Annotated in this window: 18 protein-coding genes; 4 read left to right on the top strand and 14 right to left on the bottom strand. The window is 60.4% G+C overall.

Annotation, left to right across the window (positions count from 1 at the left end):
* Positions 1–12: 12 nt before the first annotated feature.
* The 3 genes from AUC43_RS10405 to AUC43_RS10415 all read right to left on the bottom strand — a co-directional run bounded on the left by AUC43_RS10405 (position 13) and on the right by AUC43_RS10415 (position 3,330).
* Positions 13–765, bottom strand: a complete 753-nt coding sequence (locus AUC43_RS10405) for a hypothetical protein (protein ID WP_157781032.1) — start codon at positions 763–765, stop codon at positions 13–15.
* A 210-nt stretch (positions 766–975) separates the two neighbouring features.
* A complete protein-coding gene (mltG, locus tag AUC43_RS10410) occupies positions 976–2,016 on the bottom strand; it encodes an endolytic transglycosylase MltG (RefSeq protein ID WP_068192809.1) in 1,041 nt (346 codons plus the stop codon).
* A 147-nt stretch (positions 2,017–2,163) separates the two neighbouring features.
* A complete protein-coding gene (locus AUC43_RS10415) occupies positions 2,164–3,330 on the bottom strand; it encodes a ribonuclease D (protein WP_068192812.1) in 1,167 nt (388 codons plus the stop codon).
* Positions 3,331–3,673: 343 nt separating this feature from the next.
* Here AUC43_RS10415 and AUC43_RS10420 point away from each other — a divergent pair, with 343 nt between their 5' ends.
* Both AUC43_RS10420 and AUC43_RS10425 read left to right on the top strand, forming a co-directional pair.
* Positions 3,674–6,781, top strand: a complete 3,108-nt coding sequence (locus AUC43_RS10420) for a SusC/RagA family TonB-linked outer membrane protein (protein ID WP_068192815.1) — start codon at positions 3,674–3,676, stop codon at positions 6,779–6,781.
* Positions 6,782–6,832: 51 nt separating this feature from the next.
* Positions 6,833–8,221: a RagB/SusD family nutrient uptake outer membrane protein gene (locus AUC43_RS10425; protein WP_068192818.1), complete on the top strand. Its 1,389-nt coding sequence runs from the start codon at positions 6,833–6,835 to the stop codon at positions 8,219–8,221.
* A gap of 79 nt (positions 8,222–8,300) precedes the next feature.
* Here AUC43_RS10425 and AUC43_RS10430 read toward each other — a convergent pair whose 3' ends face one another.
* Together AUC43_RS10430 and AUC43_RS10435 are read right to left on the bottom strand one after the other, a co-directional pair.
* Positions 8,301–9,209 (bottom strand): prohibitin family protein, encoded by a 909-nt coding sequence (locus AUC43_RS10430; protein ID WP_068192820.1) that lies wholly within the window; start codon positions 9,207–9,209, stop codon positions 8,301–8,303.
* Positions 9,210–9,293: 84 nt separating this feature from the next.
* Positions 9,294–9,761 (bottom strand): hypothetical protein, encoded by a 468-nt coding sequence (locus tag AUC43_RS10435; protein ID WP_068192824.1) that lies wholly within the window; start codon positions 9,759–9,761, stop codon positions 9,294–9,296.
* Between the two features lie 145 nt (positions 9,762–9,906).
* Here AUC43_RS10435 and AUC43_RS10440 point away from each other — a divergent pair, with 145 nt between their 5' ends.
* Entirely contained in the window at positions 9,907–10,170 is a 264-nt protein-coding gene (locus AUC43_RS10440) for a hypothetical protein (RefSeq protein WP_068192827.1), read from the top strand.
* Positions 10,171–10,230: 60 nt separating this feature from the next.
* On the opposite strand, the gene AUC43_RS10445 is transcribed toward AUC43_RS10440, so the two are convergent.
* The 3 genes from AUC43_RS10445 to AUC43_RS10455 all read right to left on the bottom strand — a co-directional run bounded on the left by AUC43_RS10445 (position 10,231) and on the right by AUC43_RS10455 (position 12,736).
* Positions 10,231–10,554, bottom strand: coding sequence for a hypothetical protein (locus AUC43_RS10445; protein WP_068192830.1), 324 nt, complete (start codon positions 10,552–10,554; stop codon positions 10,231–10,233).
* A gap of 81 nt (positions 10,555–10,635) precedes the next feature.
* Positions 10,636–11,898 carry an S-adenosylmethionine:tRNA ribosyltransferase-isomerase gene (locus AUC43_RS10450; protein ID WP_068192834.1) on the bottom strand — a complete coding sequence of 421 codons (1,263 nt, stop codon included), beginning with the start codon at positions 11,896–11,898 and terminating at the stop codon, positions 10,636–10,638.
* Between the two features lie 34 nt (positions 11,899–11,932).
* Entirely contained in the window at positions 11,933–12,736 is an 804-nt protein-coding gene (locus tag AUC43_RS10455; RefSeq protein ID WP_335340870.1) for a class I SAM-dependent methyltransferase, read from the bottom strand.
* Between the two features lie 208 nt (positions 12,737–12,944).
* On the opposite strand from AUC43_RS10455, the gene AUC43_RS10460 reads away from it, so the two are divergent.
* The gene (locus AUC43_RS10460) at positions 12,945–13,565 is read left to right on the top strand and encodes a hypothetical protein (protein WP_068192841.1); all 621 of its coding nucleotides are present in this window, start codon (positions 12,945–12,947) and stop codon (positions 13,563–13,565) included.
* Between the two features lie 78 nt (positions 13,566–13,643).
* On the opposite strand, the gene priA is transcribed toward AUC43_RS10460, so the two are convergent.
* The 6 genes from priA to rpsF form a co-directional block, all read right to left on the bottom strand.
* Complete coding sequence (priA, locus tag AUC43_RS10465) at positions 13,644–16,187, bottom strand: replication restart helicase PriA (RefSeq protein WP_068198483.1); 2,544 nt, start codon at positions 16,185–16,187, stop codon at positions 13,644–13,646.
* 66 nt (positions 16,188–16,253) lie between these two features.
* Entirely contained in the window at positions 16,254–18,353 is a 2,100-nt protein-coding gene (locus AUC43_RS10470; RefSeq protein ID WP_068192844.1) for a thioredoxin domain-containing protein, read from the bottom strand.
* A gap of 69 nt (positions 18,354–18,422) precedes the next feature.
* Positions 18,423–20,930, bottom strand: coding sequence for a GSCFA domain-containing protein (locus tag AUC43_RS20060; RefSeq protein ID WP_071885873.1), 2,508 nt, complete (start codon positions 20,928–20,930; stop codon positions 18,423–18,425).
* Positions 20,931–21,027: 97 nt separating this feature from the next.
* Entirely contained in the window at positions 21,028–21,471 is a 444-nt protein-coding gene (gene rplI, locus AUC43_RS10480; RefSeq protein ID WP_068192847.1) for a 50S ribosomal protein L9, read from the bottom strand.
* Between the two features lie 93 nt (positions 21,472–21,564).
* Positions 21,565–21,798: a 30S ribosomal protein S18 gene (gene rpsR / locus AUC43_RS10485; RefSeq protein WP_035561439.1), complete on the bottom strand. Its 234-nt coding sequence runs from the start codon at positions 21,796–21,798 to the stop codon at positions 21,565–21,567.
* Positions 21,799–21,852: 54 nt separating this feature from the next.
* A complete protein-coding gene (rpsF, locus tag AUC43_RS10490) occupies positions 21,853–22,230 on the bottom strand; it encodes a 30S ribosomal protein S6 (RefSeq protein WP_068192852.1) in 378 nt (125 codons plus the stop codon).
* Positions 22,231–22,270 lie beyond the last annotated feature (40 nt).

Raw genomic sequence — 22,270 nt, forward strand, 5'->3', positions numbered from 1 at the left:
GTAGCTCCCGCTTTATTGGGCTACAGTAGGCTGGTTGTTTACGTCCACCGCTGGGATGTTGGCCCGGTAGGATTTGTTAATGGCCGAGATGATTGTATTGGCCACCAGGCCATTGCCGCGGGGCGTGAGTGAGTAATAATCCAGCGAGAAGAAGTTGCCCCGCACCGGCTCCAATGAGTACACCACGCCGTTGACGGAAATGATATCGGCCACGTTGTTGAACAATATGCCGTCCAGGTCAAGGGCGCTTCTGTGGTTGGTTATTTCCACTTCGGGTAGGCGGTAGATGTTGTGGGCCAGGTTTTCCAGGTCGGCGTTGTAGGCATCGAGCACGGCTCTGGCCCGCTGCAGCTTCTTGAAGTTGTCTAGCACGTCGGCGTCGCGCAGAGGGTTGCAGGCATCGCGGCTGTAGGGCAGCATCAGGGTGGTGCCCACTTTGGTGTGGTAGCCGTAGGGGGTGGTGAGGACCGAGCCAAAGCTGACGCGCTTGCTCAGGGCGCGGGCGGCGTAGAAGTCGCCGCCGGGCTGAATGGCCAGGTCCTGGTCGGTGCGCTGGTAGGTGTCTTGGCCAATGAAGGAGGCGCGCCGAATCTGGCCGATGCCGCCCAGGCTGATGCGGGTTAGAGAGCCGCCCCACTGGGCCGGCAGGCCGGGGGCGGTGCTGAGCCCGGCAATGCTGTTGATGTAGGCCGTGCTGGCGCAGCCCAGCCCAAGTACCCGCGCGCCCTGCGGGCCGGTACCAAACCCACCCGCCAATGCCGTCAACCCAGAGAAAAGCGGAAGTTTAAAGAAGAGAAATGGACGTATACGGACCGTTTTTCGGAAAATTGGGAAACAAAAGTACACAGCCGGCAGATAGCACAACCGCAGCACCGCGGCGAAAAGCCGCAAACCCGGAATTGAAACCGTAGAAAACTCTAAGTTTCATTAAATCAATGTTTAACTAGCGGCCAGCGGCTGCCTTTTTGGGCTGCTTTAGCGCTTCACGCCGAGGCTGTCGAGCCGGTGCTGGTAGCGGCGGGCGTTGCGCTTGTGCTGGGCGTAGGTTTCGGCAAAATCGGAGAAGCCGCTGCCGTCGGGGCGGGCGCAGAAAAACAGGTTTTTGTTATGGGCCGGGCGTAGCACCGCGTTCAGCGAGCTGGGCAGCGGCGTGGTGATGGGGCCCGGCGGCAGGCCCTTGTGGCGGTAGGTATTATAGGGCGAATCCACCTTTTTATCCACGTTGAGCACGCGTTTGCGGGTGCCCAGGCCGTGCAGCGGCCAGAGCAGGGTGGGGTCGGCCTGCAGGGGCTGGCCGTTGCGCAGGCGGTTGAGGTACACGGCGGCGATGAGCGGCTTGTCGGTGGGCTGGGCCGTTTCGCGCTGCACAATGCTGGCCAGCACGCTCACCTGCACCGGCGTCATCTTCAGCGAATCGGCCCGGGCGCGGCGCTCCGCGGTCCAGAAGCGGCGGTAGGTGGCCGCCACGGTGTCCAGGAAGGCGGGGGCGCTGGTGTTCCACAGCAGGCGGTACTGGCCGGGGATGAACAAGGTGCGGATGGTGCAGGTGTCGAGCCGGAACCGGGCCAGCAGGTCGGCGTTGTTGCCCAGCCGCAACTGCAGCTTAAACGGGTCAGTTTCTAGCTGCCGGCTCACCTGGGGCGGCAGCTGGTCGAGGTAATGAAAGGGCTTTAGCTCAAACTGCACCGTGTCCTGGCGGCCCTGGGCCAGCATGTTCACCAGGTCCAGGTTACTCAGTTCGGGGTCGAGGCGGTAGCGGCCGGCTTTCACGTGGGCGGGGTAGTCGTGCTGCCGGGCCGTCCACTCAAACGTGGCCGGCTCCAGCAGCAGCTGCTGCTTTTGCAACGAATCGAGCACCGCCGAAAAGCCCGTGCCCGTGCGGATGTACAAATAGGCCGGGCCCTCGGCAAACACCGTCACGTTGGGCCGGTACAGCACGCGCCACACCGCGTAGCTACCGGCACCGAGCAACAGTAGCAGTACCAGCAAGCCAACGAGGAGGAGGGGGCGCTTCATTATCCTTCTTGCACTAATTGGGCCACGGCGGCCTCCGGGGCGGCCCGCTCGGGTGGGCGCATTATTCCGGTAGGTGCCGCCGCCCGCAATTCGCAGTCAACAAGGCAGCCGCGCTCGCAGGTTTCAGCCGCTACTTAAAACGGCTCGTTAAAAGGGCTCGGCTATCTGGCCATAATCCTCGCCGTGGCGCTCCGCCGATTCGCGCAGCAGCTGTTGCTGCCAAGGGCGCAGGGCCGCGTTGGCACCCTGCTCGATGATTTCCGAAATCAGCCGGTTGCTGAGCACCATGTTGGCCATGGTGGTGCCGTGGTCGGTGGCAAGGTGCGTTTTGAGGGCGTTGAGCAAGGTTTCGCGGGCTTCGGCGCGGGCCGCGGCGGGGCCGTTGAGCCGGCGGCGGAACGGAAACTTGCGCTGCTCGGGCGGCAGCGGCGCCTCTGGGGCCAAATCGGTGGTGCCGATGGCCAGCAGCTGCTCGGCGTAGGGCGAGCGTTTCAGCTCGGGGTGCAGGCCGTTGGCGGTGCGCAGCTGGTTGGCGTTTTCGATGGGCTGGCGGGCCAGCTCCGCCAGGCGGTCGTTGCTGAGCACGTGGTACGGCGGGCGGTCGAGCTGCCGGGCCACGCTGTCGCGCAGCATGTAAAGCTCCCGGAAAATGGGCATTTCCGAGGGCGAAATCTTGTATTTGGCGGCATTGCGCGACCATGGGCGCGGGTCGTCGCGGCCGTAGCGCACGGCCTCCAGGGCCAGGTTTTCCTGGGCGGCCCACTCGCCGCGGCCCAATTCGTTGAGGCGGGTGGTGAGGCGGTCCGTGAGCTCAAATAAGTACAGCACGTCGTTGGCGGCGTACTCCATTTGGGCGTCGGTCAGCGGGCGCTTCAGCCAATTGGATTTCTGCTCGCCTTTGTCAACCTCAAAGCCCAGTTCCGACTGGATGAGGCGGCCGAGAGAAATGTTGTTATCCTCAGCGGCCAGCAGTGTAAATTGGACACTGGTATCGACGATGTTGCGGCAGTTTACCCCGAAAACCTCGTCAAGCAAGAGAATGTCCGACTTGCACGAGTGAAATACCTTGGCCACGGCCGGCTCGCGCAACACCGCAAACAGGGGCTCCAGGCCGGCGGCCATGTCGGGCAGCGGCAGCGGGTCAATCAGGTACGCTTCCTGGCCGTCGAAAACCTGGATGAGCGCCAGGTGCCGCCCGTAGCGGTGGCGCATATCGTCAAACTCCAAATCGATGCCAATGCGCGGCAGGGTGGCAAAGTGAGCGGCCGCCTCGGCAATAGCGTCGGCAGTGGTGAGGTAATGTATCGTCGGCATTAAGACTGAAGGCAAGGGAGCCAGCTACAAGTCTGGCAAGGGTTAGCAGCGGTAAAGGTAGGCAACTGGCGTAAGCACCAAGGACAAATCGGTTGTGGAGCTTTGGCTTGGGATATTGATATAACAGTTGCAAAACATTGATTTAACAGCCGAGTTATGGCACAAAGCAAAAAACCATTCTAAAAAAAACATCAAGGACGAGCTGTGTAAATTACCTTCGCTTTAACATCATCATCACAAAGCCTAGCCTAACCCTCAGTTTTAAGGATTCCTGCTTTTAAAATACCTGAGTGCATAGCTCGACAACACCTCTTTTTTTTACTGGTTCACAAACCCATTTCCCATGAAGTTCAACTTACTCACTCACCTCAAACTCTTTTCGCTGCTGGCACTGTGCCTGTTTGCGATGCCCGCCTGGGCGCAGCAGGCCATCTCCGGCCGCGTGCTAAGTTCCGATGGGGGCGGCCTGCCCGGCGCCACGATACTCGAGCGCGGCACCACCAACGGCACCAGCTCCGGGGCCGATGGCTCCTTTAGCCTCACCGTGAAGCCCAACGCTACGCTGGTAATCAGCTCGGTGGGATACACTTCGCAAAACGTTGCCGTTGGCAACCAAAGCACCATTACCGTAACCCTGGCCACTTCGGCTACCGAACTCAGCGAGGCCGTGGTAGTAGGCTACGGTACCCAGCAAAAGGCCGACCTGACGGGTTCAGTAGCGAGCCTAACAAACAAGGACATTGCCAATGCCCCGGTGCAGACGTTTGAGCAAGCCATTCAGGGCAAAGCCGCTGGCGTGGTTATCGAAAACTCGAGTGGTAAACTAGGGCAGGCTATCAAGGTGCGGGTACGCGGTACCTCGTCGGTGAGCGGCGACACGCAGCCATTGTATGTGATTGACAACATTCCGGTTCAGTCGGATAACTTCTCTTCGACAAGCGCCCCTACCAACCCGCTGGCCGACATTAACCCCAATGATATCGAGAGCATCACCATTCTAAAGGATGCAGCTGCTTCGGCTATTTACGGCTCGCGGGCTTCCAACGGCGTAGTGCTCATCACCACCAAGCACGGCAAGGCCGGCGACACCCGCTTCAACCTGGGCTACCAGGTGGGCACGAGCCAAGCCACGCACATACGCGAGTTCCTGAACGCGAAAGAATACGTGGCGCTGATGACTGAAGCGCGGAAAAACGCCGGCAGCAGCGATGCTACCATTGCCACCCGCCTTCAGGGCTACGCCGCGGGTGTGCCCGTAGATGCCAACTACAACGTGGACACCAACTGGGCTGACCAGGTGCTGCGCAAAGCCGCGTTCAACCAGTATGACCTGAGCGCCAGTGGCGGTAGCGAAAAGACCAAGTTTTTCCTCTCTGGTCAATACAGCGGGCAGGAAGGTATTGTATTGGGCAACAAGCTCAGCCGCATAGCCTCCCGTCTCAACGTAGACCACAAGGCTTCTAACCGCTTGACGCTGGGCGTAAACGTGGCGCTGTCGCGCACTAACAACAGCCGCCTGCCCAACGACAACCTCTTCTCCAACCCGCTGCAGATTGTGGCCCTGGCGCCCATCACCCCCGTAATTGACCCCCGCACGGGCCTGACCAGCGGTGCCCTGGACCTGACCACGGGCAAGCCCAACACCAGCTTCCCATTCTACTACAACCCGCTGCTGGGCCTGCAAAACAATGCCGCAACCTACACGGCTATCGGCTACCGCGCCCTCGGCAACGTGTACGGCCAATTTGAAATCCTGCCCGGCCTAACGTTCCGCTCGGAGCTGGGGGCCGACTTGCTCAACCAGGACGAAGACCAGTACAGCGCGCGCGTAACGGTGGTGGGCAACAGCTCGGCCGGCAACGGCTACGCCTTCAGCGCCCACACCACCAGCGGTCGCTACATCACCAACAACTTCTTCTCGTACCGCAAAGTCCTGGCTGAGCAGCACACCCTGGAAGCCACCCTGGGCACGGCTTACGAGCAGCGGAACGTGAACTACACCAGCACCACGGGCAGCCAGTTTGCTAGTGATGCGTACCGCACCATCGTGAACGCGGCCACGTTCAACAACGGCGTTTCCTCGGGTACTAGCAACTCCCTGCTGTCGTATTTTGCCCGCCTCAATTACTCCTTCGCCGGCAAGTACCTGCTGGGCCTGAGCGCCCGCGCCGACGGCTCGTCGCGCTTCGGAGCCAACCATCGCTACGGCTTCTTTCCGGCGGCTTCGGCAGGCTGGGTAGTCACCGAAGAAAGCTTCCTCAAAGACCAAAAGGTACTTAGCTTCCTGAAGCCCCGCGTCAGCCTCGGGGTCACCGGCAACCAGGCCTTCACCGACTTTGCTTCCCTGGGTCTCTATGCCGGCAGCGCGGGCTACGTAGGCATTCCGGGCCAGCGCCCGCTGCAGATTGCCAACCCCGACCTGAAGTGGGAATCGACCCGGCAGGCCGACGCCGGCCTGGAGTTTGGCTTCTTCGACAACCGCATCAGCGGCGAAGTGGACGTGTACCAGAAACTCACCACCGACCTGGCCCTCAACGCGCCACTGCCCGCGACCACGGGCTACACCAGCCAGTTTCAGAACGTGGGCAAGCTGGAAAACAAGGGCATTGAGTTTGCTCTGACCACCCGCAACCTCACCGGTGCCTTCACCTGGACCACCACAGCCAACGCCTCGCGCAACTACAACAAGGTGACCAACCTGAAAGGGCTTCCCATATCGGGCAGCTACCTCAGCCGGGCACAAGAAGGCTATCCCATCGGCACGTTCTTCGGCCCTGAGTATGCCGGTGTTGACCCCGCCAACGGCGATGCCCTGTATTACAAAAACAAGCCAGCTGGCGACCCCAGTTCGGCCGCTAGCATCGACCACAGTGCTGGCACCACCAACAACATCAACCTGGCCCAGGCTGTGCCGCTTGGCAGCCCGAATGCTACCTGGACGGGTGGCCTGACCAACACGTTCACCTTCAAAGGCATCGACCTGACGGCTACTTTCATTGGCGTGTCCGGCAACAAAATCTTTGACGCTGCCGGGCAGTTCTACTCGGTGGGCTTCAACAACGGCCCCGACAACCAAACGCGCGACCAGCTGAACCGCTGGCAAAAGCCCGGCGACATCACGAATGTCCCGAAAGCTATTTATAACGGCGGCAACGGCATCGGCAACTCCTCGCGCTTTGTGTACGACGGCTCCTACGTCCGCCTGCGCACGCTCACCCTGGGCTACAATCTGCCCGGTACGCTGGTGAAGAAGGGTTATCTGCAGTCAGCCCGTGTCTACGTGCAGGGCCAGAATCTGCTCACCTTCACCAAGTATCCCGGCTCCGATCCGGAGGTGAACACCGATTACCTTGGCACCACCACCACGGCGGGCAACATAAACCAAGGCATCGATTTCTACTCCACGCCCCAGCCCCGTACCCTCACCTTAGGCGTCAACATTGGCTTTTAGCCAGCTGGCCGCCTATAGGCAGCCAGCTCTCTCCTTTAATTAACTCCTGGTATGAAAAAAACATTTTATACGCTGGGTATGGCGCTGTTTCTGGCAGCCCCTCTCACCAGCTGCGATAAAAAGCTTGCCATCGACCCCGTCAACAACGTGAACGCCGACAAGGCCCTGGAAACGTCGTCTGACGTGGAAGCGGCTCTGGTGGGCACTTACACGGGCCTACAGGCCGTGGGTAGCTACGGCGGCTACATTCAGCTAACGTCGGACCTGCTGGCCGACAACGGCGAAGAAAGCTTCGTGGGCACCTTTTCCGACCCACCCCAGATTTTCCGTAAGAACATTCTGCGCGATAATGGTTTTGTGTCGACCATCTGGATAAACGCGTACAGCACCATCAACCGCGCCAACAACGTGCTGGCCAACATCGACAAGCTCGATTCGTCGGCCAAGCGCAGCCGCGTAGAAGGCGAGGCGAAGTTCATCCGGGCGGCGCTTTACTTTGAGCTGGTGCGGCTGTTTGCTAAGGACTGGAGCGACGGTACCCCTTCGGCCAACCCGGGCGTGCCGTTGGTACTCACGCCTACTAAAGTGCTCGATGCCTCCAGCCAGGTAAAGCGCAACACCGTGGCCGAGGTCTACACCCAAGTGCTGGCCGACCTGACCGATGCGGAAACAAAAATGAAAGCTGGCGGCGCGCTGCCGGCCTTCGCTGCCAACTCCGCGGCCGAGATTTCGACTTTTGCCGCGGCGGGCATGCTGTCGCGGGTGTACTTGCAGCAGAACCGGTTTCCCGAAGCGGCTGATGCCGCCAACCGGGCCATTGCGGGCCCGTTCTCGCTCACCTCTACCTACGCGGCCGAGTTCCGGTCGGGCGCATCCAACACGACGGAAGACATCTTTGCCGTTCAGATATCGGCCCAAAGCGGCAGCAATGCCCTCAGCACGTTCTACAAAACGCGGGGCGATGTGTCCATCGAAGACAAGCACTTTAACCAATATGGCACTACCGATGAGCGGCGGACGCTGTTCACCGTGACCAGTGGCAAGCGGCTCTCGGGCAAGTTCGACGCGGTGAACGGCGTGGGCAGCAACGTCAAGGTGATTCGCCTGGCCGAAATGCTCCTCACCCGGGCCGAGGCCAACTTCCGGGCTGGTACCACGGTGGGCGCTACCCCGCTGGCCGATGTCAACCGTGTGCGGGCCCGTGTTGGGCTAACGCCACTTGTTGCGTTGACGCTGCCCGCTATCCTGCTTGAGCGCAAGCTGGAACTGGCCTTCGAAGGCTTCCGTCTTGGCGACCTTAAGCGCAACAAAGAGTCGGTAACCGAGCCGCTGCCCGGTACGGCCGTGCTGCCCTGGAACTCGCCCCGCCTGATATTCCCAATACCCAAGCGCGAAACCGACATCAACCCCAACCTGGAACAAAACGAGGCTTATAAGTAAGCCCTTGCTTGTAAAACAGGATTCAACAAAAAAGGCCCTGGCATTTGCCAGGGCCTTTTTTATGATGGGTTCTCGCGGCTTACTTCTCGCCGAGCAGCAGCTGGGGCCCGGTGCCGCGCCCGTTGCCCATGATGATGACCTTGGCGTTGGGCGAGGTGGCAATGGCCTGGTTAGCTTTGATGGTTTCGTACTGGAGCAGCTTGTCGCTGAGCTCGGTGTTTACAATGCGCTGGTAGTCGGCGATGCCCTGGGCCTCCACGCGCTTGCGCTCGGCCTCCTGCTTCTCTTTCTGCAATACGAACTGCATTTTCTGGGCGTCCTGCTCGGCCGAGATTTTGCTCTCAATGCTGGCTTTCACCGATTGCGGCAGCTGGATGTTGCGAATGAGCAGTTGGTCGAGTTGCAGGCCGCTGGTGCGGAAGTCTTTTTCGATAGAGTTAAGAATGCGCGTCTGGAATTCTTCGCGGCGAGTGGAGTAGAGGGCCACGGCATCGTAATACACGGCGTTGTCGCGGATGCGGGTGCGCGAAATGGCCCGTACGATTTTGTCCTGGTAGTCCTCGCCGATGGTAGCCAGGATGCGGGGCGCCTGGGCCGGCACCACGTGGTAAAGCACCGTCAAGTCGATGATGACCTCCAGGCCATCGGCCGAAAGCACCCGGATGGCATCGTCGCCCACTTGGGCGCCTTCGCCGTGCTGGGCCGACATGGTATAATTCTGCGTCCGGGTATCGAAGCGCGTGATGTCGACCAATGGGTTCACCACGCTCAGGCCGGGCTGCAGCACGCGCGGTTGCACCTTCCCAAACAGCGTTTGGACGCCCACCTGGCCCACTCCAATCTGCACTACCGTGCTCAACGCCAGGCCCAGCACCAGGAAGGCACCCCCCAGAAAGATGAGGCCGCCCCGCAGGGGTTGCAGGCGCTCGAAGCGCGAAGCATTCAAGCCCAAAATTAAGATTATGAAACCGAGGACGGTGAGGGTCATGGGAGGGTTATTACCTGGTTAAAGTGGTGAAAAGTGACAAGGCCAAGGTTGACCCTAATTGGTGTGCAGAGGTGCTGAAACCATCTATTCCGCGTCGTCATCCGTGCTGAAATCCAGCGTGCGGGCCAGGTCTACGCCCTCTTGGGCTACTTCTTCGAGCAGCTCGGGGGCGTCGGCATCGAGGGTACGGCCGAAGAGGTTGAGCAGTTCTTCGCCTTCCTCGTTCACGTACAGGTTCTCGTAGAGCCGGTCGAAGAGGCGGGCTTCGCGGCCCACAATGCGGTCAATGTCTTCGGGCGAGCGGGCTTCGCTCAGGGCGCGGTGCAATACATCCAGCACCTGGCGGCTCTCGTCGTGTTCGCCGAGTTCCGATACCAGCTTGAGCAAGCTCATGGCCACGCCCAGCCGCACTTGCTCGAAGCGAAAGGGCCGCTCGGCGGTGGGCGCGGCGCGCAGTTGGTCGTAGGCCCGCAGGGTGGTGGGGGTGAGGTAGTACTTCACGTCGTTGGGGGCGGTGAAGGCGAGGTGCAGTAGCTGTTCGTAAGGACTCATGAGAAAAGGGGGCTTGGATGCCGTAACACGGCCGGGTGCGGTGCGTAAGCAGAAAGCCGCAAGGTACGCGCGGGAGCAAAGCCATGTCCTTAATCGTGGTTGGGCGGCGTGCATTACATCATTCCTAACCCTTTATTTTTTAGCGATGACCCACAAAAGCAAATGGCTGCTGTTTGCCCCGCTGGGCCTGCTCACCATTGGGGCCGGCGCCAGCATGGTGCCCTGGGCTGGCCACCTCAAAGCCCAGAAAGTACCCACCGCGAAATGGGTAGCAGCCGGCACCGCGGCCCTAGTCGTCCTCAATGCCGGGGTTAGCTTATTCGGCCGCGGCGTACTGGAGCGGATGCGGCACGAGCTGCAGGAAAAGCCTTCCCAGAGCTCGGTTTATCCGTTATTGAGCACCTATTAAGCACAAAAAAAGCCCCGGCGTTGCGGCCGGGGCTTTAGGGAATTTGTGTATTAGGGAAACCTACTCGGTTTTAGCTTCTACTTTCTGGGTCGTTTTCTTCACGGCACCGCTCGTCTTCTGAGCACCGCGTTTAACCACGTGGCCGGTTTTCTGGGCGCCGCGCTTCAGGACGTGACCGGTTTTGTGCACCACGTTGCCAGCTGCATCTTTGGTATTGTCGAGGGCGGCGCCAACGTTGGTTTTGCCGGTCTTTACTACAACTTTTTCAGTGCCATTGTCCCGAACCTTTACTTCGGTCTTGGGGTTGGCGGGAGTCACGTCTTGGGCGTTGGCAGCGGTAGTAGCAAGGGCCAGGCCGGCGAGCAACAAAAGGGACTTTTTCATAGGAAGGGCTTTTTTAAGGTAAATTCGGGGGTTGTACGCAGCACCGGAGTATATGTTTTCTGTCCCGGCCGATTGTACTGCCTATTGACCCTCCATTACCGTGCCAGGTAGCAGCAGCGAGCTGTCGCCGTAGCTCAGAAACCGGTAGCCGTGGCTCAGCGCGTGCTCGTAGACGTCGCGCCAGCCGGGCCCCAGCAAGGCGGCCACCAACAGCAGCAGCGTGCTCTCCGGCTGGTGAAAATTCGTGATAAGGCCATCGACCAAGCGAAACTGATAGCCCGGCGCAATGAGCAGCCGCGTGGAGGCCTGCAGGGTATCGGCCCCGGTTGCTTGGAGGTGGTGCAGCAGTGCCTCAAGGGCCATTCCGGGGCTGATGCTGGCGGCCGCGGCGGCCATGTCGTAGGGCTGCCATTGCGTTACGGCCAGCTCTGTATCATCGGCTTGGTGGGCGTGCAGTAAGCCCACGCCCAGCCAGTACAGGCTTTCGAGGGTGCGCAGGCTGGTGGTGCCCACGGCCAGCACCGGCAGGGGCCGGTGGGCCAGCAGCTGCCGCAGCAACGCAGCCGTGACCAAAATCGGCTCGGTGTGCATGGGGTGGCCGGCCATGTGGTCGGCCTTCACCGGCTGGAAGGTGCCGGCCCCCACGTGCAGCGTTACGTGGCCGATATCGAAGCCCTTGGCACGCAGCTCGGCCAGCAGCTCGGGGGTGAAGTGCAGCCCGGCGGTGGGGGCTGCCACGGCGCCCTCTGCCGCCGCGTACACCGTTTGGTAGCGAATGGCATCGGCCGGGGTATCGGTGCGGCCCAGGTAGGGGGGCAGGGGCAGGTGACCGCCCGCCCGCAATACTTCGGCAAAGGGCAGGCTGGCGGGCTCCCAGCGAAAATCTATCAGCGCCGTGCCGGCTTCCTGGGCCTGGCGCTCGGCCCAGAGCGTGGCGGTCTGGCCGTCGGCGGTTTCAAATTCCAAGGTTACGGGGCCTTCCTTCCAGCGGCGGCCGTTGCCCACCAGGCAGCGCCAGGTGCACTGGCCGGTTTGCTGCAGGGCCAGCTCCAGGCTGCGGTGTGGGGCCACGGGCTCGAGGCAAAACAGCTCAACCTGGCCCCCGGTGGGCCGGCGGGCCAGCAGCCGCGCCCGCACCACGCGGGTATCATTAAAGATTAACAACGAGCCGGCCGGCAGTTCCTGGGACAGGTCGCGGAACTGCTTATCCGAGAGCTGACCGTGGCGGCTGACCAGCAGCCGGCTGGCGGCGCGGTCGGGCAGGGGCTCCGGGGCAATGCGGTCTGCCGGCAGCGGGTAGGTGAAGTCGTGAATGGAAAGGTCGCGCGGGTGGGGGCTGGTCATGGCCGCAAAGGTCGCGCCGGCCGGCCAAAGGCGCCTAATTTGCCCGCCGGAACAGCAGCAAATGCTGCTGCGGCAGGGTCTCCACCGTCTCCACAAACTCGAGGCCCACGGCAGCCATTTCCTTGCGGGCCTGCTCCACGCTCATCTTGTGAATACGCTTTATGGGCACGTTCGCGTCCTCGGCCCGGTACTCGACCAGCGCCAGCCGGCCCGTAACCGGGCGCAGGGCGCGCCGAATGGCCCGGCCCATCTCGCGCGGGTGGTCGAACTCGTGGTAGGCATCCACGATGAGCACCAGGTCCACGCTGTCGGCGGGCAGGGCCGGGTTGGTGGTGGTGCCCAGCACGGGGCGCACGTTGGGCACGTTGAGCTTGCGCTTGCTGGCCTGCAGGGAGGCTATCATTTCCGGCTGAATGTCGACGGCCAGCACCTGCCCCTTGGGCACCTTTTTGGCCAGCTGGAACGAGAAAAAGCCCGTGCCGGCCCCAATGTCGGCCACCACGTCGGTGGGCTTCAGCTTCAGCTCCCGTATCAGGATGTCGGTGCCTTCTTCCTGGCGGCGGCCGCTGCGCTCCAGCCAATCGGCGCCCTCGTGGCCCATTACGTGGGCTATCTGGCGGCCCATGTAGTAGGTGCCGATGCCGTTGGGGTCGCGCGGGGAGGCCACCTCGTAGCCGGTGGTATCGGCTAGCACAGCCGCTTGCATGCGCTTTTCAGCAACGAGCGAGGGACGCGTTTCGGCGGGAATTTGCGTGCAGCCCCATACCAGCAAGCCAAGGCTGCCGCATGCGCCAACTACACTCAAAGTCCGGTGCCAGACTGGGAAATAGAACTTCATACAATCCGCAAGTAAGCACATTCGGGGTAGTCAACAGCTACATGAGCCAGAGCGTTCAGCCCAAGTTTATTCCGGCGACTGCCCGGGGCGGCACGTTGCTTAAAATCAATACCTGATTGCTACAATAAGAAAATAGCTGGGGACTACCACCTGCATGTACATTTGACCGTAGAACGAGCATTTCCTCTTTCTCTTACCCTCATTACCCATGAAAAACACTTTTCCTCCCTTCGCCAAAATTATTGCCGTGGCCGCCTGCGCCCTGACCCTGGGTAGCTGCAGCCGTGCCGAGTACGCCATGCTGCCCAAAGGCGGCTCGTACCACGGCGTAAACCGCGCCGCTACGCCAGTACCTGCCCAGCCAGAAGCAACCGCCGCCGTAACGCCTGCCGCCACGCCCGAAGCAGCAGCCACGGTAACGGTAGCCGCCACGCCTGCGCCCGCGGCGGCCCCCGCCACCGCCGCTGCACCCGCTCCCAAGGCCGAAGCAGCCGCCAAAAAAGTAGCCGTAGCCCCAGCGGCTGCCGTAGCCACCCAAACGAATCAGGCCGTGGCCACCACTACTCCCAAGCTCAACGCCATGCAGCGTTTGGCTTTGAATAAAGTGACGCGCAGGATGGATAAGCTCATGCAGCACTCGGCTACCGCGCGCCAGCACGACAACACGGCTTCGACTACCAAGACCAGCGCCATCAGCGGCAACCTCCGCACCGGCATTATTCTCGTGCTAATTGGTCTGATTGTCGGCATCTTTAGCCCTCTGATTGGTACCATCATTGCCCTCATCGGTGTGATATTCCTCGTCCTCTGGCTGCTGGATAACTTGTAGGCCCATCATTTTAACCCCACAGAAAAAGGCCCGACTACTCGTGTAGTCGGGCCTTTTTCTGTGGGGCTAAAACAGAGTTTACATGGGGTCCACGTCAGCCACTAGGCGGGCTTGCTTGAACTCCTTCTGGTCCTTCACCACGTCCATGGCAGCGCAAATCTGCTCTTTGGCCCATTTCAGGGCAGTGTGGGCGCGGTCTAGCTTGATGGTGATTTCCTGCAGGTAGAAGTTGCGGATGCGGAAGATATAGGGCGCCTCGGGCCCCAGCACGGCGGCGCGGCCCAGGCGGTCTACCAGCTCCTGCGTGAGCAAAATGGCCGCCTGCTCGCCCAGGCCCTGCTCCACGTGCTTCACCGTCATCTTAATCACGCGCATGAAGGGCGGGTAGCCGTGCTCGTGGCGCTGCACGATTTCGTAGTTGTAAAACTCCACGTAATCGTTGCGAATCACCTTGTCGAAAATCACCTGCGTGGGGTCCGAGGTCTGGATAAGTACCTTGCCTTTCTTGCCCTTGCGGCCGGCCCGGCCGCTTACCTGCACAAACATCTGGTAGGCCCGCTCGTGGGCCCGGAAGTCGGGGTAGTGAATGATGCTGTCGGCGTTGATAATGCCCACCAGGCTCACGTTGGCGAAGTCGAGGCCCTTGGTCACCATCTGGGTGCCCACCAGCACGTTGGTGGCCTGCTTTTCGAAATCGGCGATGATTTGCTGGTAGCTGTTTTTGGCGCGCGTCGTGTCCAGGTCCATGCGCTGGATGTTGGCCTGGGGCAGCATGATTTTCAGGTCGTCTTCAATCTTCTCGGTGCCAAAGCCCTGGGTTTTCACGGCACGGGAGCCGCAGGCGGGGCACTGCGTCACCATGGAGTCGTGGTAGCCGCAGTAGTGGCAGCGCAGCTCGTGGCTGTGCTTGTGGTAGCTCAGGCTCACGGCGCAGTTGGTGCATTTGGGTATCCAGCCGCAGTCCTGGCAGGCTACCACGGGCGCGTAGCCGCGCCGGTTCTGGAACAGAATTACCTGCTCCTGCCGGCCCAGCGTGCGCTCCACTTCGCCCAGCAGTTCGGCGGTGAAGTGGTTGTGCATGGTCTTTTTCTCGCGGGCCTTGCGGGTATCTACCAGCTCAATATCGGGCATGCCAGCTTCGCCAAAGCGTTTGGTGAGCGACACCAGCCCGTAGCGCCCTTGCTTGGCTTGGTAGTAGGTTTCTACGGCCGGCGTAGCCGAGCCCAGCAGGGTTTTGGCACCCTGGAAGTTGGCCATCATCAGGGCGACTTCGCGGGCGTTGTAGCGCGGGGCGGGCTCATACTGCTTGTAAGAAGACTCGTGCTCCTCGTCTACAATGATGAGTGCGAGGTTATCGAATGGCAGAAACACCGCCGAGCGCACGCCCACCACCACCTGAAAACGGCCAGAGAGCACCCCGTTCCACACTTCCACCCGCTCGTTGTCGGAGAACTTGGAGTGGTACACGCCCAATCTTGAGCCAAACACACGCAGCAGCCGGCCCACAATCTGGGCCGTGAGGGCAATTTCGGGCAGCAGGTACAGCACTTGCCCACCGCCGTCCAGCGCCTTGCGAATGAGGTCGATGTAAATCTCGGTTTTACCGGCGCCGGTCACGCCGTGAAGCAGCGCAATGTCTTTTTCCCCAAAGTGGGCCATGATTTCATCCCGCGCCGTGGTCTGGGCCTCGGTCAGGGTGAAGTGGAGCTGGGCCGTGGGCTCGTCCTCCAGCGGAAAGCGCGACACAATGACATCGAACTGCTCCAGTACGCCGTTTTTGATGAGCGTGTTCACCGCCGAGGCCGAGAGGTGCGGACTGCTGGTGAGCGCCGCTTTCTCAATCCCGTTCTGATTGGAGTGCTCGTTTTGATATACCGGCACGCGCTGCAGGTACTTCATCAGCACATCCAGCTGCTTGGGCTTGCTGGACAGGCTGTTGAAAAGCTGCTCAATCGATGCCTCCGAGACGAAATGGTGGGCCAAGCGCACTTTCTTTACCACTTTGGGCGCGTACTTGTCGGCGGTGTGCTCGAAGAGGAAGATGACGTCCTTGTGCATCAGGGACTTTATCACCTTATGAAAGGATGTGATGCCCAACAGGTCGCCGACTTCGGTAAAGGTCAGGGCCTTGCCTTCTTCGGTGCTACCCAGCGCGTACACAATCAGTTCTTCCTGCGGGGTGAGCGGGTACTCGTTTTCCTCGCGCGAAAAGGCCGGGTGGAGCTGAATGCGCGACTCGGAGCTAAGCTTGAGCGCCGAGGGCAGGGCTGCGTTTATCACCTCGCCGATGGTGCACATGTAGTAGTCGGCCATCCAGCGGAACAGCTTGAGCTGGGGCTGGGTCACCACGGGCGCATCGTCGATGAATTCGAGGATGTACTTGGCCTGGTAGTTGGCCGGTGGGGTTTCGTGCACGGCCGCAACAATGCAGCTAAGCGTCTTTTTGGCCCCGAACTGCACAATCACCCGCCCCCCAATCACCACGTTGTCGTTGAGCTCAAACGGCACCCGGTAAGTGTAGAGCCGGGGCAGCGGCAACGGCAGAATAACGTCGGCAAACAGCGTAACCCGGTCGGCTGCGGGGGCAGCGGCGGGGGAAATAAAATCGAGAGCGAGACTCAAAACAGCAATAGGGTAGGGGCGGATAGTAAAGATAGCACGACGGTAGCGCCGGCCCATGCCCCGGCCCTACAAAGCAGCCAGGGCCTCGGCCACGCTATATAGCGGTGCCAAACAGGCCTGATTCCGGCAGATGTGCACGGCCGTGCGGCCTTCCGGCACGGGGTTCAGGAGCTTAAGCAGCGGCAGCTCCGAGCTTTTCTTGGTGCCGGCCAGCACGGTATCAAACAAAAAACGCCGGCTAAGTTCTCGGCGAAAACTTTCGACCTTGGGCCCGATGATGGCCAGCTCGGCGCCGGGCCGCAACAGCGACGCGTACAGCGAGGCCCAATTGGTGAGGTGCTGCGGTTCCTTTACTACCAGGTGCCGCACCCGGGCCAGCATATCGGCCGCCAGGTCAGTGTAGCGCGCTTTTTCCAGGTGGCGGCCCAGGCGGCGCAGGTTGTGCGCCATCACCGAGTTGGACGCGGGAATTACGTTGTCGAACAGCTCCTTTTTGCGTGCAATGAGCGGGTCGGCGCTGCTATCGGTGTAGAAAAACTGCGTTTCGCTTGGGTCAAAGAAGTTCTCGAGCACATACTCCGTAAGGGTTTCGGCCTCGCGCAGCCACGTTTCCGTGAAAGTCACCTCATACAGGCTAATGTAGGCTTGAATGACCAGGGCATAATCTTCCAGGAAGCCGTTGATGCTGGCCCGGCCATTTTTGCAGGTGCGATACAAACGCTGGCCATCGCGCAGATTGGCTTGAATGAAGCGGGCGTTGCGCTCGGCCACCACCAGAAACTCCGGCTCGGCAAACGCCCGGTAGGCATCAGTCAGCCCCTGGAGCATGAGGGCGTTCCAACCGGTGAGGATTTTGTCGTCGAGGCCCGGTCGCACACGGGTAGCGCGCACCGCCATGATTTTCTGCTTCCAGCCGGCTACCAGCTCCGCCACAACGGCCGGGGCTAGCTCGTGAACGGCCGCAAACGCCTCGTCGCTTTGGCGGCGGTGCAGGATGTTGCGCCCGTGCTCCCAATTACCCTGGGCCGTGCAATTGTAGTAATCGGAAAACAGGGGCTCTTCGTCGCCGATAATTTCGCGCAATTCGTCCTTGGTGAACACGTAGAATTTGCCTTCTTCGCCTTCGCTGTCGGCATCCAGCGACGAATAAAAGCCCCCGTCGGCGTTGGTCAGCTCCAACCGGACAAATTCGATGGTATCGTACACCACTTCCCGGAAAAGTTCCTCCTGCGTCACCTGAAAGGCTTCGCTGTATAGGCTGATGAGTTGCCCGTTGTCGTAAAGCATTTTCTCGAAATGCGGCGCCAGCCATTCGGCATCCACCGAGTAGCGCGCAAACCCGCCGTGAACCTGGTCGTAAATGCCGCCCCAGGCCATTTCGCGCAGGGTGAGCACCGTTTGGTCCAGTAGCACCTTGCTGCCGCTGATGGCGTGGGCGCGCAGCAAAAAACGCCAGATGCTGGGCATCGGAAACTTGGGCGCCCGGTTCATGCCGCCCCGCTCCCGGTCAAACTTCACGCCCAGGTTGTAAATCAGCAGCTTGAACTCCTCATCCGAAACGCCCGCCGGCCCCGTTTGCGGAGCCACACCGATGGCTTGCAGCGCGTCAAGGTTATCAGCAGGCTTGCCCGCGCCCTGATTTTGCGTCCCGTATTTCTGCAGCTCGCTGGTGCCAATGACCTCCATAAACCGCTCGGCCGACTGCTCCAGTTCGCTGCGGTGCTCGCCGGCGTAGGCCTGGCCGATATTCTCCAGCAGCTTTACCCAATTCCCCTTGGGAAAATACGTGCCACCATAAAATGGCTTGGCGTCGGCGGTCAGGAACACGTTGAGCGGCCAGCCGCCCTGCAGGCCCATGGCGTGCAGGGCATCCATGTAAATCTGGTCCACGTCGGGCCGCTCCTCCCGGTCTACCTTGATGCACACGAAATGCTGGTTCATCACCGCCGCCACGGCTTGGTTTTCAAACGATTCGCGCTCCATCACGTGGCACCAGTGGCAGGCGGCGTACCCGATGCTTACTAAAATTGGCTTTTGTTCGGCCTTGGCTCGGCTCAACGCCTCCGCGCCCCACGGGTACCAGTCCACGGGGTTGTGGGCGTGCTGCTGCAGGTAGGGGCTGGTTTCCTCAGCGAGGCGGTTGGTCGGGTGTGAAGCGTGGGCCATAGCAGCAAGATAGGAAAGGTATTAAAACGCCAAACCCGGCTACGGGGCCGGGTTTGGTTTCGAAAATGGTTAGGCGGGCTTTACAGGCTTCCTGGGCACCCGGGGGTTGGGCGCGGCTGGTGTAGGCGCTGCAGCTTTCGGCCCGGCCGCCTTCGGCTTTGCAGCTGGCTTGCGCTTGGGCGCCGGAACTGGGGCTTCGGCTGGTACGGCCGTGGAGGGATCCGTGGGCACCGGCTCAGGTTTTGGCTTTACGGGTCTGGCCTTGGCCACAGCGGCCTTTTTGGGTGCTGCCGGTTTCTTCGCAGCAGGAGCTTTTTTCTTCGGCTCGATTTGCTCAATCAAGGAGGCCGAAGAGCCGGTCATGCGGCCGGCGGCTACCTGGGTACGCAGGTCCAGCGCGTCTGGAACTGGCACAACCGGAGTATCAACGGCCGGCTTTTCAGCCCGGGCTCCGCTGACCGCCCGCTTAGGGCGGTTGGAACGCCGCGGAGGTGCTTGAGCCGGGGTTGTTTCGGCAGCAGCCTCGTTTGTATCCGGCGCGACGACTGGAGTTGCGGCTATTTCCGGGGCGGCGTTGGGCTGGCTTATATGCTTGTTGCGCTCAGCCTCGTTGCCTGCCGTTGGCTCAATTTGCTCAGCAGTACTAGATAGTTGTTCAATACTGCCCAGCTTGGACTCCGGATTTAGCTCAGCTGGAGCGGCGGCAGCGGTAGTTGCATCCTCCGCTGTGCCGCTTTGCATCGGCGCCTTTCGGCCTCTGTTTCGGCTGTTGCGCGACTTAGCTGGCGCGGCATTGGGCGCTTCGCCAATAATCGCTGGTGCTGCAATCGGTAACTCAACCGGCGTCGGGATGGGCGCTTCAGCGTCGATGTTTGCTGGCGTTTCAGTAGTAGCCGGAGCTTCAGCCGGAGCAGCATACAGTTCCGCCCGCGATATGCGACTCGATTCATTATTGCGCCCCCCACGCTTCACCGGGACCGATTTGGTGATGACCGAGGATTTTTTGCCTTCTGGCCGCAGGTTGCGGCTTTCTAGCTGCGCATCCGGCATTGGTGCGTTCAGCTCAACTTCGGCCGGAGCAGTGGGCTCCTGGCCAGGCAGGATTTCGCCGGCGGCAAGGCGAAGCGCGTTTTTGCGTGCAGTGCGCTTAGCCCCGCCTCTTGAGCGGCGTTTTTTCTTCTTCACGCCATCTTCGGCGCTAATAGTGCCATCCGAGCTCGCCATGGGCGTAGCGGTAGCGGCTTGCTCCAAAAGATGTTCGGCTGCACCCAGTTGGGTTGGGGCCAGCGACTCCGGAGCATCCCCTTGGTCGTCGGCAAAGGCCGCCGCACCCTGAAACTGCTCATTCTCAGTCGGGGTTTGCGGTTGTCCTTTGCCTCGCCCATCGCGGCGGCCTCGTTCCGGTCGGCCAGAGCGGGCCGCCCGTTGCGAACGAAACTCTTCGGGCGACAAGCGGGGCATGCGGGCTTCGGCAGTAGGCACCGCATCTGCTGCCGGAGGCGCTAGTTCGTCTTCAATGGAAATAGAGCCTTCGCCAATATCAATGCGCTCCTCATCGTCTTCTACAAGTTCTTCCACTTGCGGCAATGCAGACACGGGCAGTGCCGCAAGTTTGGCTCTCACCTCGCTCAGCTCATCAGTCACGGCCACCTTTCGCAAGCTCAGCTGCTCCAGTTTAGCAAGCGTATTTTCCAGGAACTGGCGGTGCTCAGGCGCACCAGCATGCAAGGGGCGGTGGCCCAACGACTGCCGCACCGATGCCCATTCCTTGCGAAACCGGCCAAAGTCAACGTCGAAATACGTCCGGGCAAACTTATCCCAGATATAATCTTCGGCTACTTCCGAGGGATGCAGCATGTCGGCCGAATAAAAGCGGTAGTCCCGCAAATCATCCAGCAATAGCTCGTAAGCCGGAAAATACGCCACTCCCGGTAGTAAGTCGCTCAGAATATGCGTAGCAACCCGCAGCACCGACTTGCTCACCGAATTCAGCGGCAGCGTGTCCTTTAGGTGCCGTACGGGGCTCACCGTCAGCACAAATCGTAAATTGGGGTTGATGCGCCGCAAGTAGGCGTGCGTTTCGGCCAAGCCGTTGATGATTTCATCCGGGGTCAGCAGCTCCTGCACAAACAAGTCGGCAGACTGCTTGTGGCAGTTGTTTACCAACTCACCAGTTTCGCGCAGGCGGTAGGCCCAGGCCGTGCCCAGCGTGAGCAGCACCACATCGGCGCTGCGGAGGAAATCGCCCGCGCGCCGCACCAACTCATGAATCTGCTGGAGCAAGTCCACGGGCGAATCGGCCCCGATGCTGCCGTGCAGGTCGTAGCTCTGCCAGCGGCCGCGCGCTTCCACTACGTGCTGCTGCCAATCGACTTCTTCGCCGGCCGCGGCCCGGAGCAATTTGGCCAGCGCGAGCGGCTGAAACACGGTGCCAAAGGGGTTCACCAGGGTTTCCACCTTGTTGGCGGCCAGCCGCGTGCCGATGCTGTCGGCAAAGCAGGAGCCCATGGTTAAGACGCGTGCCGTGCGCGGTAGCTGGTCCGTGGCCGGGGCAATAGAGAGTTCGGTTCTAAACATCAAAGCAAAAATAGCCCTAAAGCCGTGTTTGGCCCGAAGGTGTAATAAAAAAGCCCCACCGAAAGGCAGGGCTTTTCTAATTGTGGTTGAGCGAGAACTACTCGGCTACAACGCGGAAGTTAATCGTCTGCTTCACTTCCTTGTGCAGGTTAGCTGTAGCAGTGTAGTCGCCGGCAGCCGAAGGCTCCTGGTCGAACGACAGACGCTTGCGGTCGATGTCCACACCTTTGGCTTTCAGCGCTTCGGCCAATTGCAGGGTGGTGACACGGCCGAAAATCTTGCCGCTTTCACCCACTTTGGCGCGAATTTCCAAGAACGCATCCCCGATTTGGTCGGCAATGGCTTGGGCATCGCCCTTGATTTTGTGGGCTTTGTGAGCCGCCTGGCGCACGTTCTCCGCCGTGATTTTCTTGTTGGTTTTGTCGGCCAGCATGGCCAAACCCTGCGGCAACAAGAAGTTGCGACCGTAGCCCGATTTCACGGTCACGATGTCGTTCTTGTAGCCGAGGCCCTTAACGTCGTCTTTGAGGATGATTTCCATGTCTTATTCAGAATTATGAGTTTTGAATTATGAGTGATGAGTTAAGAAATGCCAGAAGTAGCAACTCAAAACTCAAAACTTATAACTCATAATTTATTTCAGGGCGTCAGCTACGTAGGGCATCAAAGCCAAGTGGCGGGCCTTTGCAATGGCCTGGGTCACTTTGCGCTGAAACTTCAGGCTGGTGCCGGTGAGGCGCCGGGGCAGCACGCGGCCCTGCTCGTTCACGAACTTCAGCAGGAAGTTCGGGTCTTTGTAATCCACGTACTTAATGCCGTTCTTCTTGAAGCGGCAGTATTTCTTGCGGGTGTCCTGCGGCTTGTTCATAGCCGACCGGTCGTTGTTCCGGTTGAATGCGGGAGTTGCCATATTACTACTGGATTATTGGGCTACGCTTTCGGTTTCTTTTGCAGCCTTTTGCAGGTTCATCTCGCCGTTGCGGCGACGGTTGTTGTACTCCACGGCGTGCTTATCGAGCACGGTGGACAAAAACCGGATGATGCGCTCGTCGCGGCGGAACGCCAGCTCAAGCACGTCAACAATGTTACCAGTTCCAGTGTACGACAGGCAGTAGTAGTAGCCTGTGGTCTTTTTCTGAATTGGGTACGCCAGCTTGCGCAGGCCCCAGGCTTCAGTGGACAAAATGGCGGCGCTATTTTCCTTAAGCACCTGGGTGAACTTCTCGACCGTCTCTTGCACCTGGCTCTCGTTCAAAACGGGAGTTACGATGAAGACCGTCTCGTAATTTCTTACTTCCATTACGACGGGGTGAAAATTTGGGGGTGAAAAAAATTGATTG

The organism is Hymenobacter sedentarius (genome assembly GCF_001507645.1).
GTDB lineage: Bacteria > Bacteroidota > Bacteroidia > Cytophagales > Hymenobacteraceae > Hymenobacter > Hymenobacter sedentarius.

Bases quoted from the DNA above. Each gene is read 5' to 3' on its own strand.
- mltG (WP_068192809.1), bottom strand. From the start codon at position 2,016: ATGAAGCGCCCCCTCCTCCTCGTTGGCTTGCTGGTACTGCTACTGTTG.
- AUC43_RS10415 (WP_068192812.1), bottom strand. From the start codon at position 3,330: ATGCCGACGATACATTACCTCACCACTGCCGACGCTATTGCCGAGGCG.
- AUC43_RS10420 (WP_068192815.1), top strand. From the start codon at position 3,674: ATGAAGTTCAACTTACTCACTCACCTCAAACTCTTTTCGCTGCTGGCA.
- AUC43_RS10425 (WP_068192818.1), top strand. From the start codon at position 6,833: ATGAAAAAAACATTTTATACGCTGGGTATGGCGCTGTTTCTGGCAGCC.
- AUC43_RS10430 (WP_068192820.1), bottom strand. From the start codon at position 9,209: ATGACCCTCACCGTCCTCGGTTTCATAATCTTAATTTTGGGCTTGAAT.
- AUC43_RS10435 (WP_068192824.1), bottom strand. From the start codon at position 9,761: ATGAGTCCTTACGAACAGCTACTGCACCTCGCCTTCACCGCCCCCAAC.
- AUC43_RS10440 (WP_068192827.1), top strand. From the start codon at position 9,907: ATGACCCACAAAAGCAAATGGCTGCTGTTTGCCCCGCTGGGCCTGCTC.
- AUC43_RS10445 (WP_068192830.1), bottom strand. From the start codon at position 10,554: ATGAAAAAGTCCCTTTTGTTGCTCGCCGGCCTGGCCCTTGCTACTACC.
- AUC43_RS10450 (WP_068192834.1), bottom strand. From the start codon at position 11,898: ATGACCAGCCCCCACCCGCGCGACCTTTCCATTCACGACTTCACCTAC.
- AUC43_RS10455 (WP_335340870.1), bottom strand. From the start codon at position 12,736: ATGAAGTTCTATTTCCCAGTCTGGCACCGGACTTTGAGTGTAGTTGGC.
- AUC43_RS10460 (WP_068192841.1), top strand. From the start codon at position 12,945: ATGAAAAACACTTTTCCTCCCTTCGCCAAAATTATTGCCGTGGCCGCC.
- AUC43_RS10470 (WP_068192844.1), bottom strand. From the start codon at position 18,353: ATGGCCCACGCTTCACACCCGACCAACCGCCTCGCTGAGGAAACCAGC.
- AUC43_RS20060 (WP_071885873.1), bottom strand. From the start codon at position 20,930: ATGTTTAGAACCGAACTCTCTATTGCCCCGGCCACGGACCAGCTACCG.
- rplI (WP_068192847.1), bottom strand. From the start codon at position 21,471: ATGGAAATCATCCTCAAAGACGACGTTAAGGGCCTCGGCTACAAGAAC.
- rpsR (WP_035561439.1), bottom strand. From the start codon at position 21,798: ATGAACAAGCCGCAGGACACCCGCAAGAAATACTGCCGCTTCAAGAAG.
- rpsF (WP_068192852.1), bottom strand. From the start codon at position 22,230: ATGGAAGTAAGAAATTACGAGACGGTCTTCATCGTAACTCCCGTTTTG.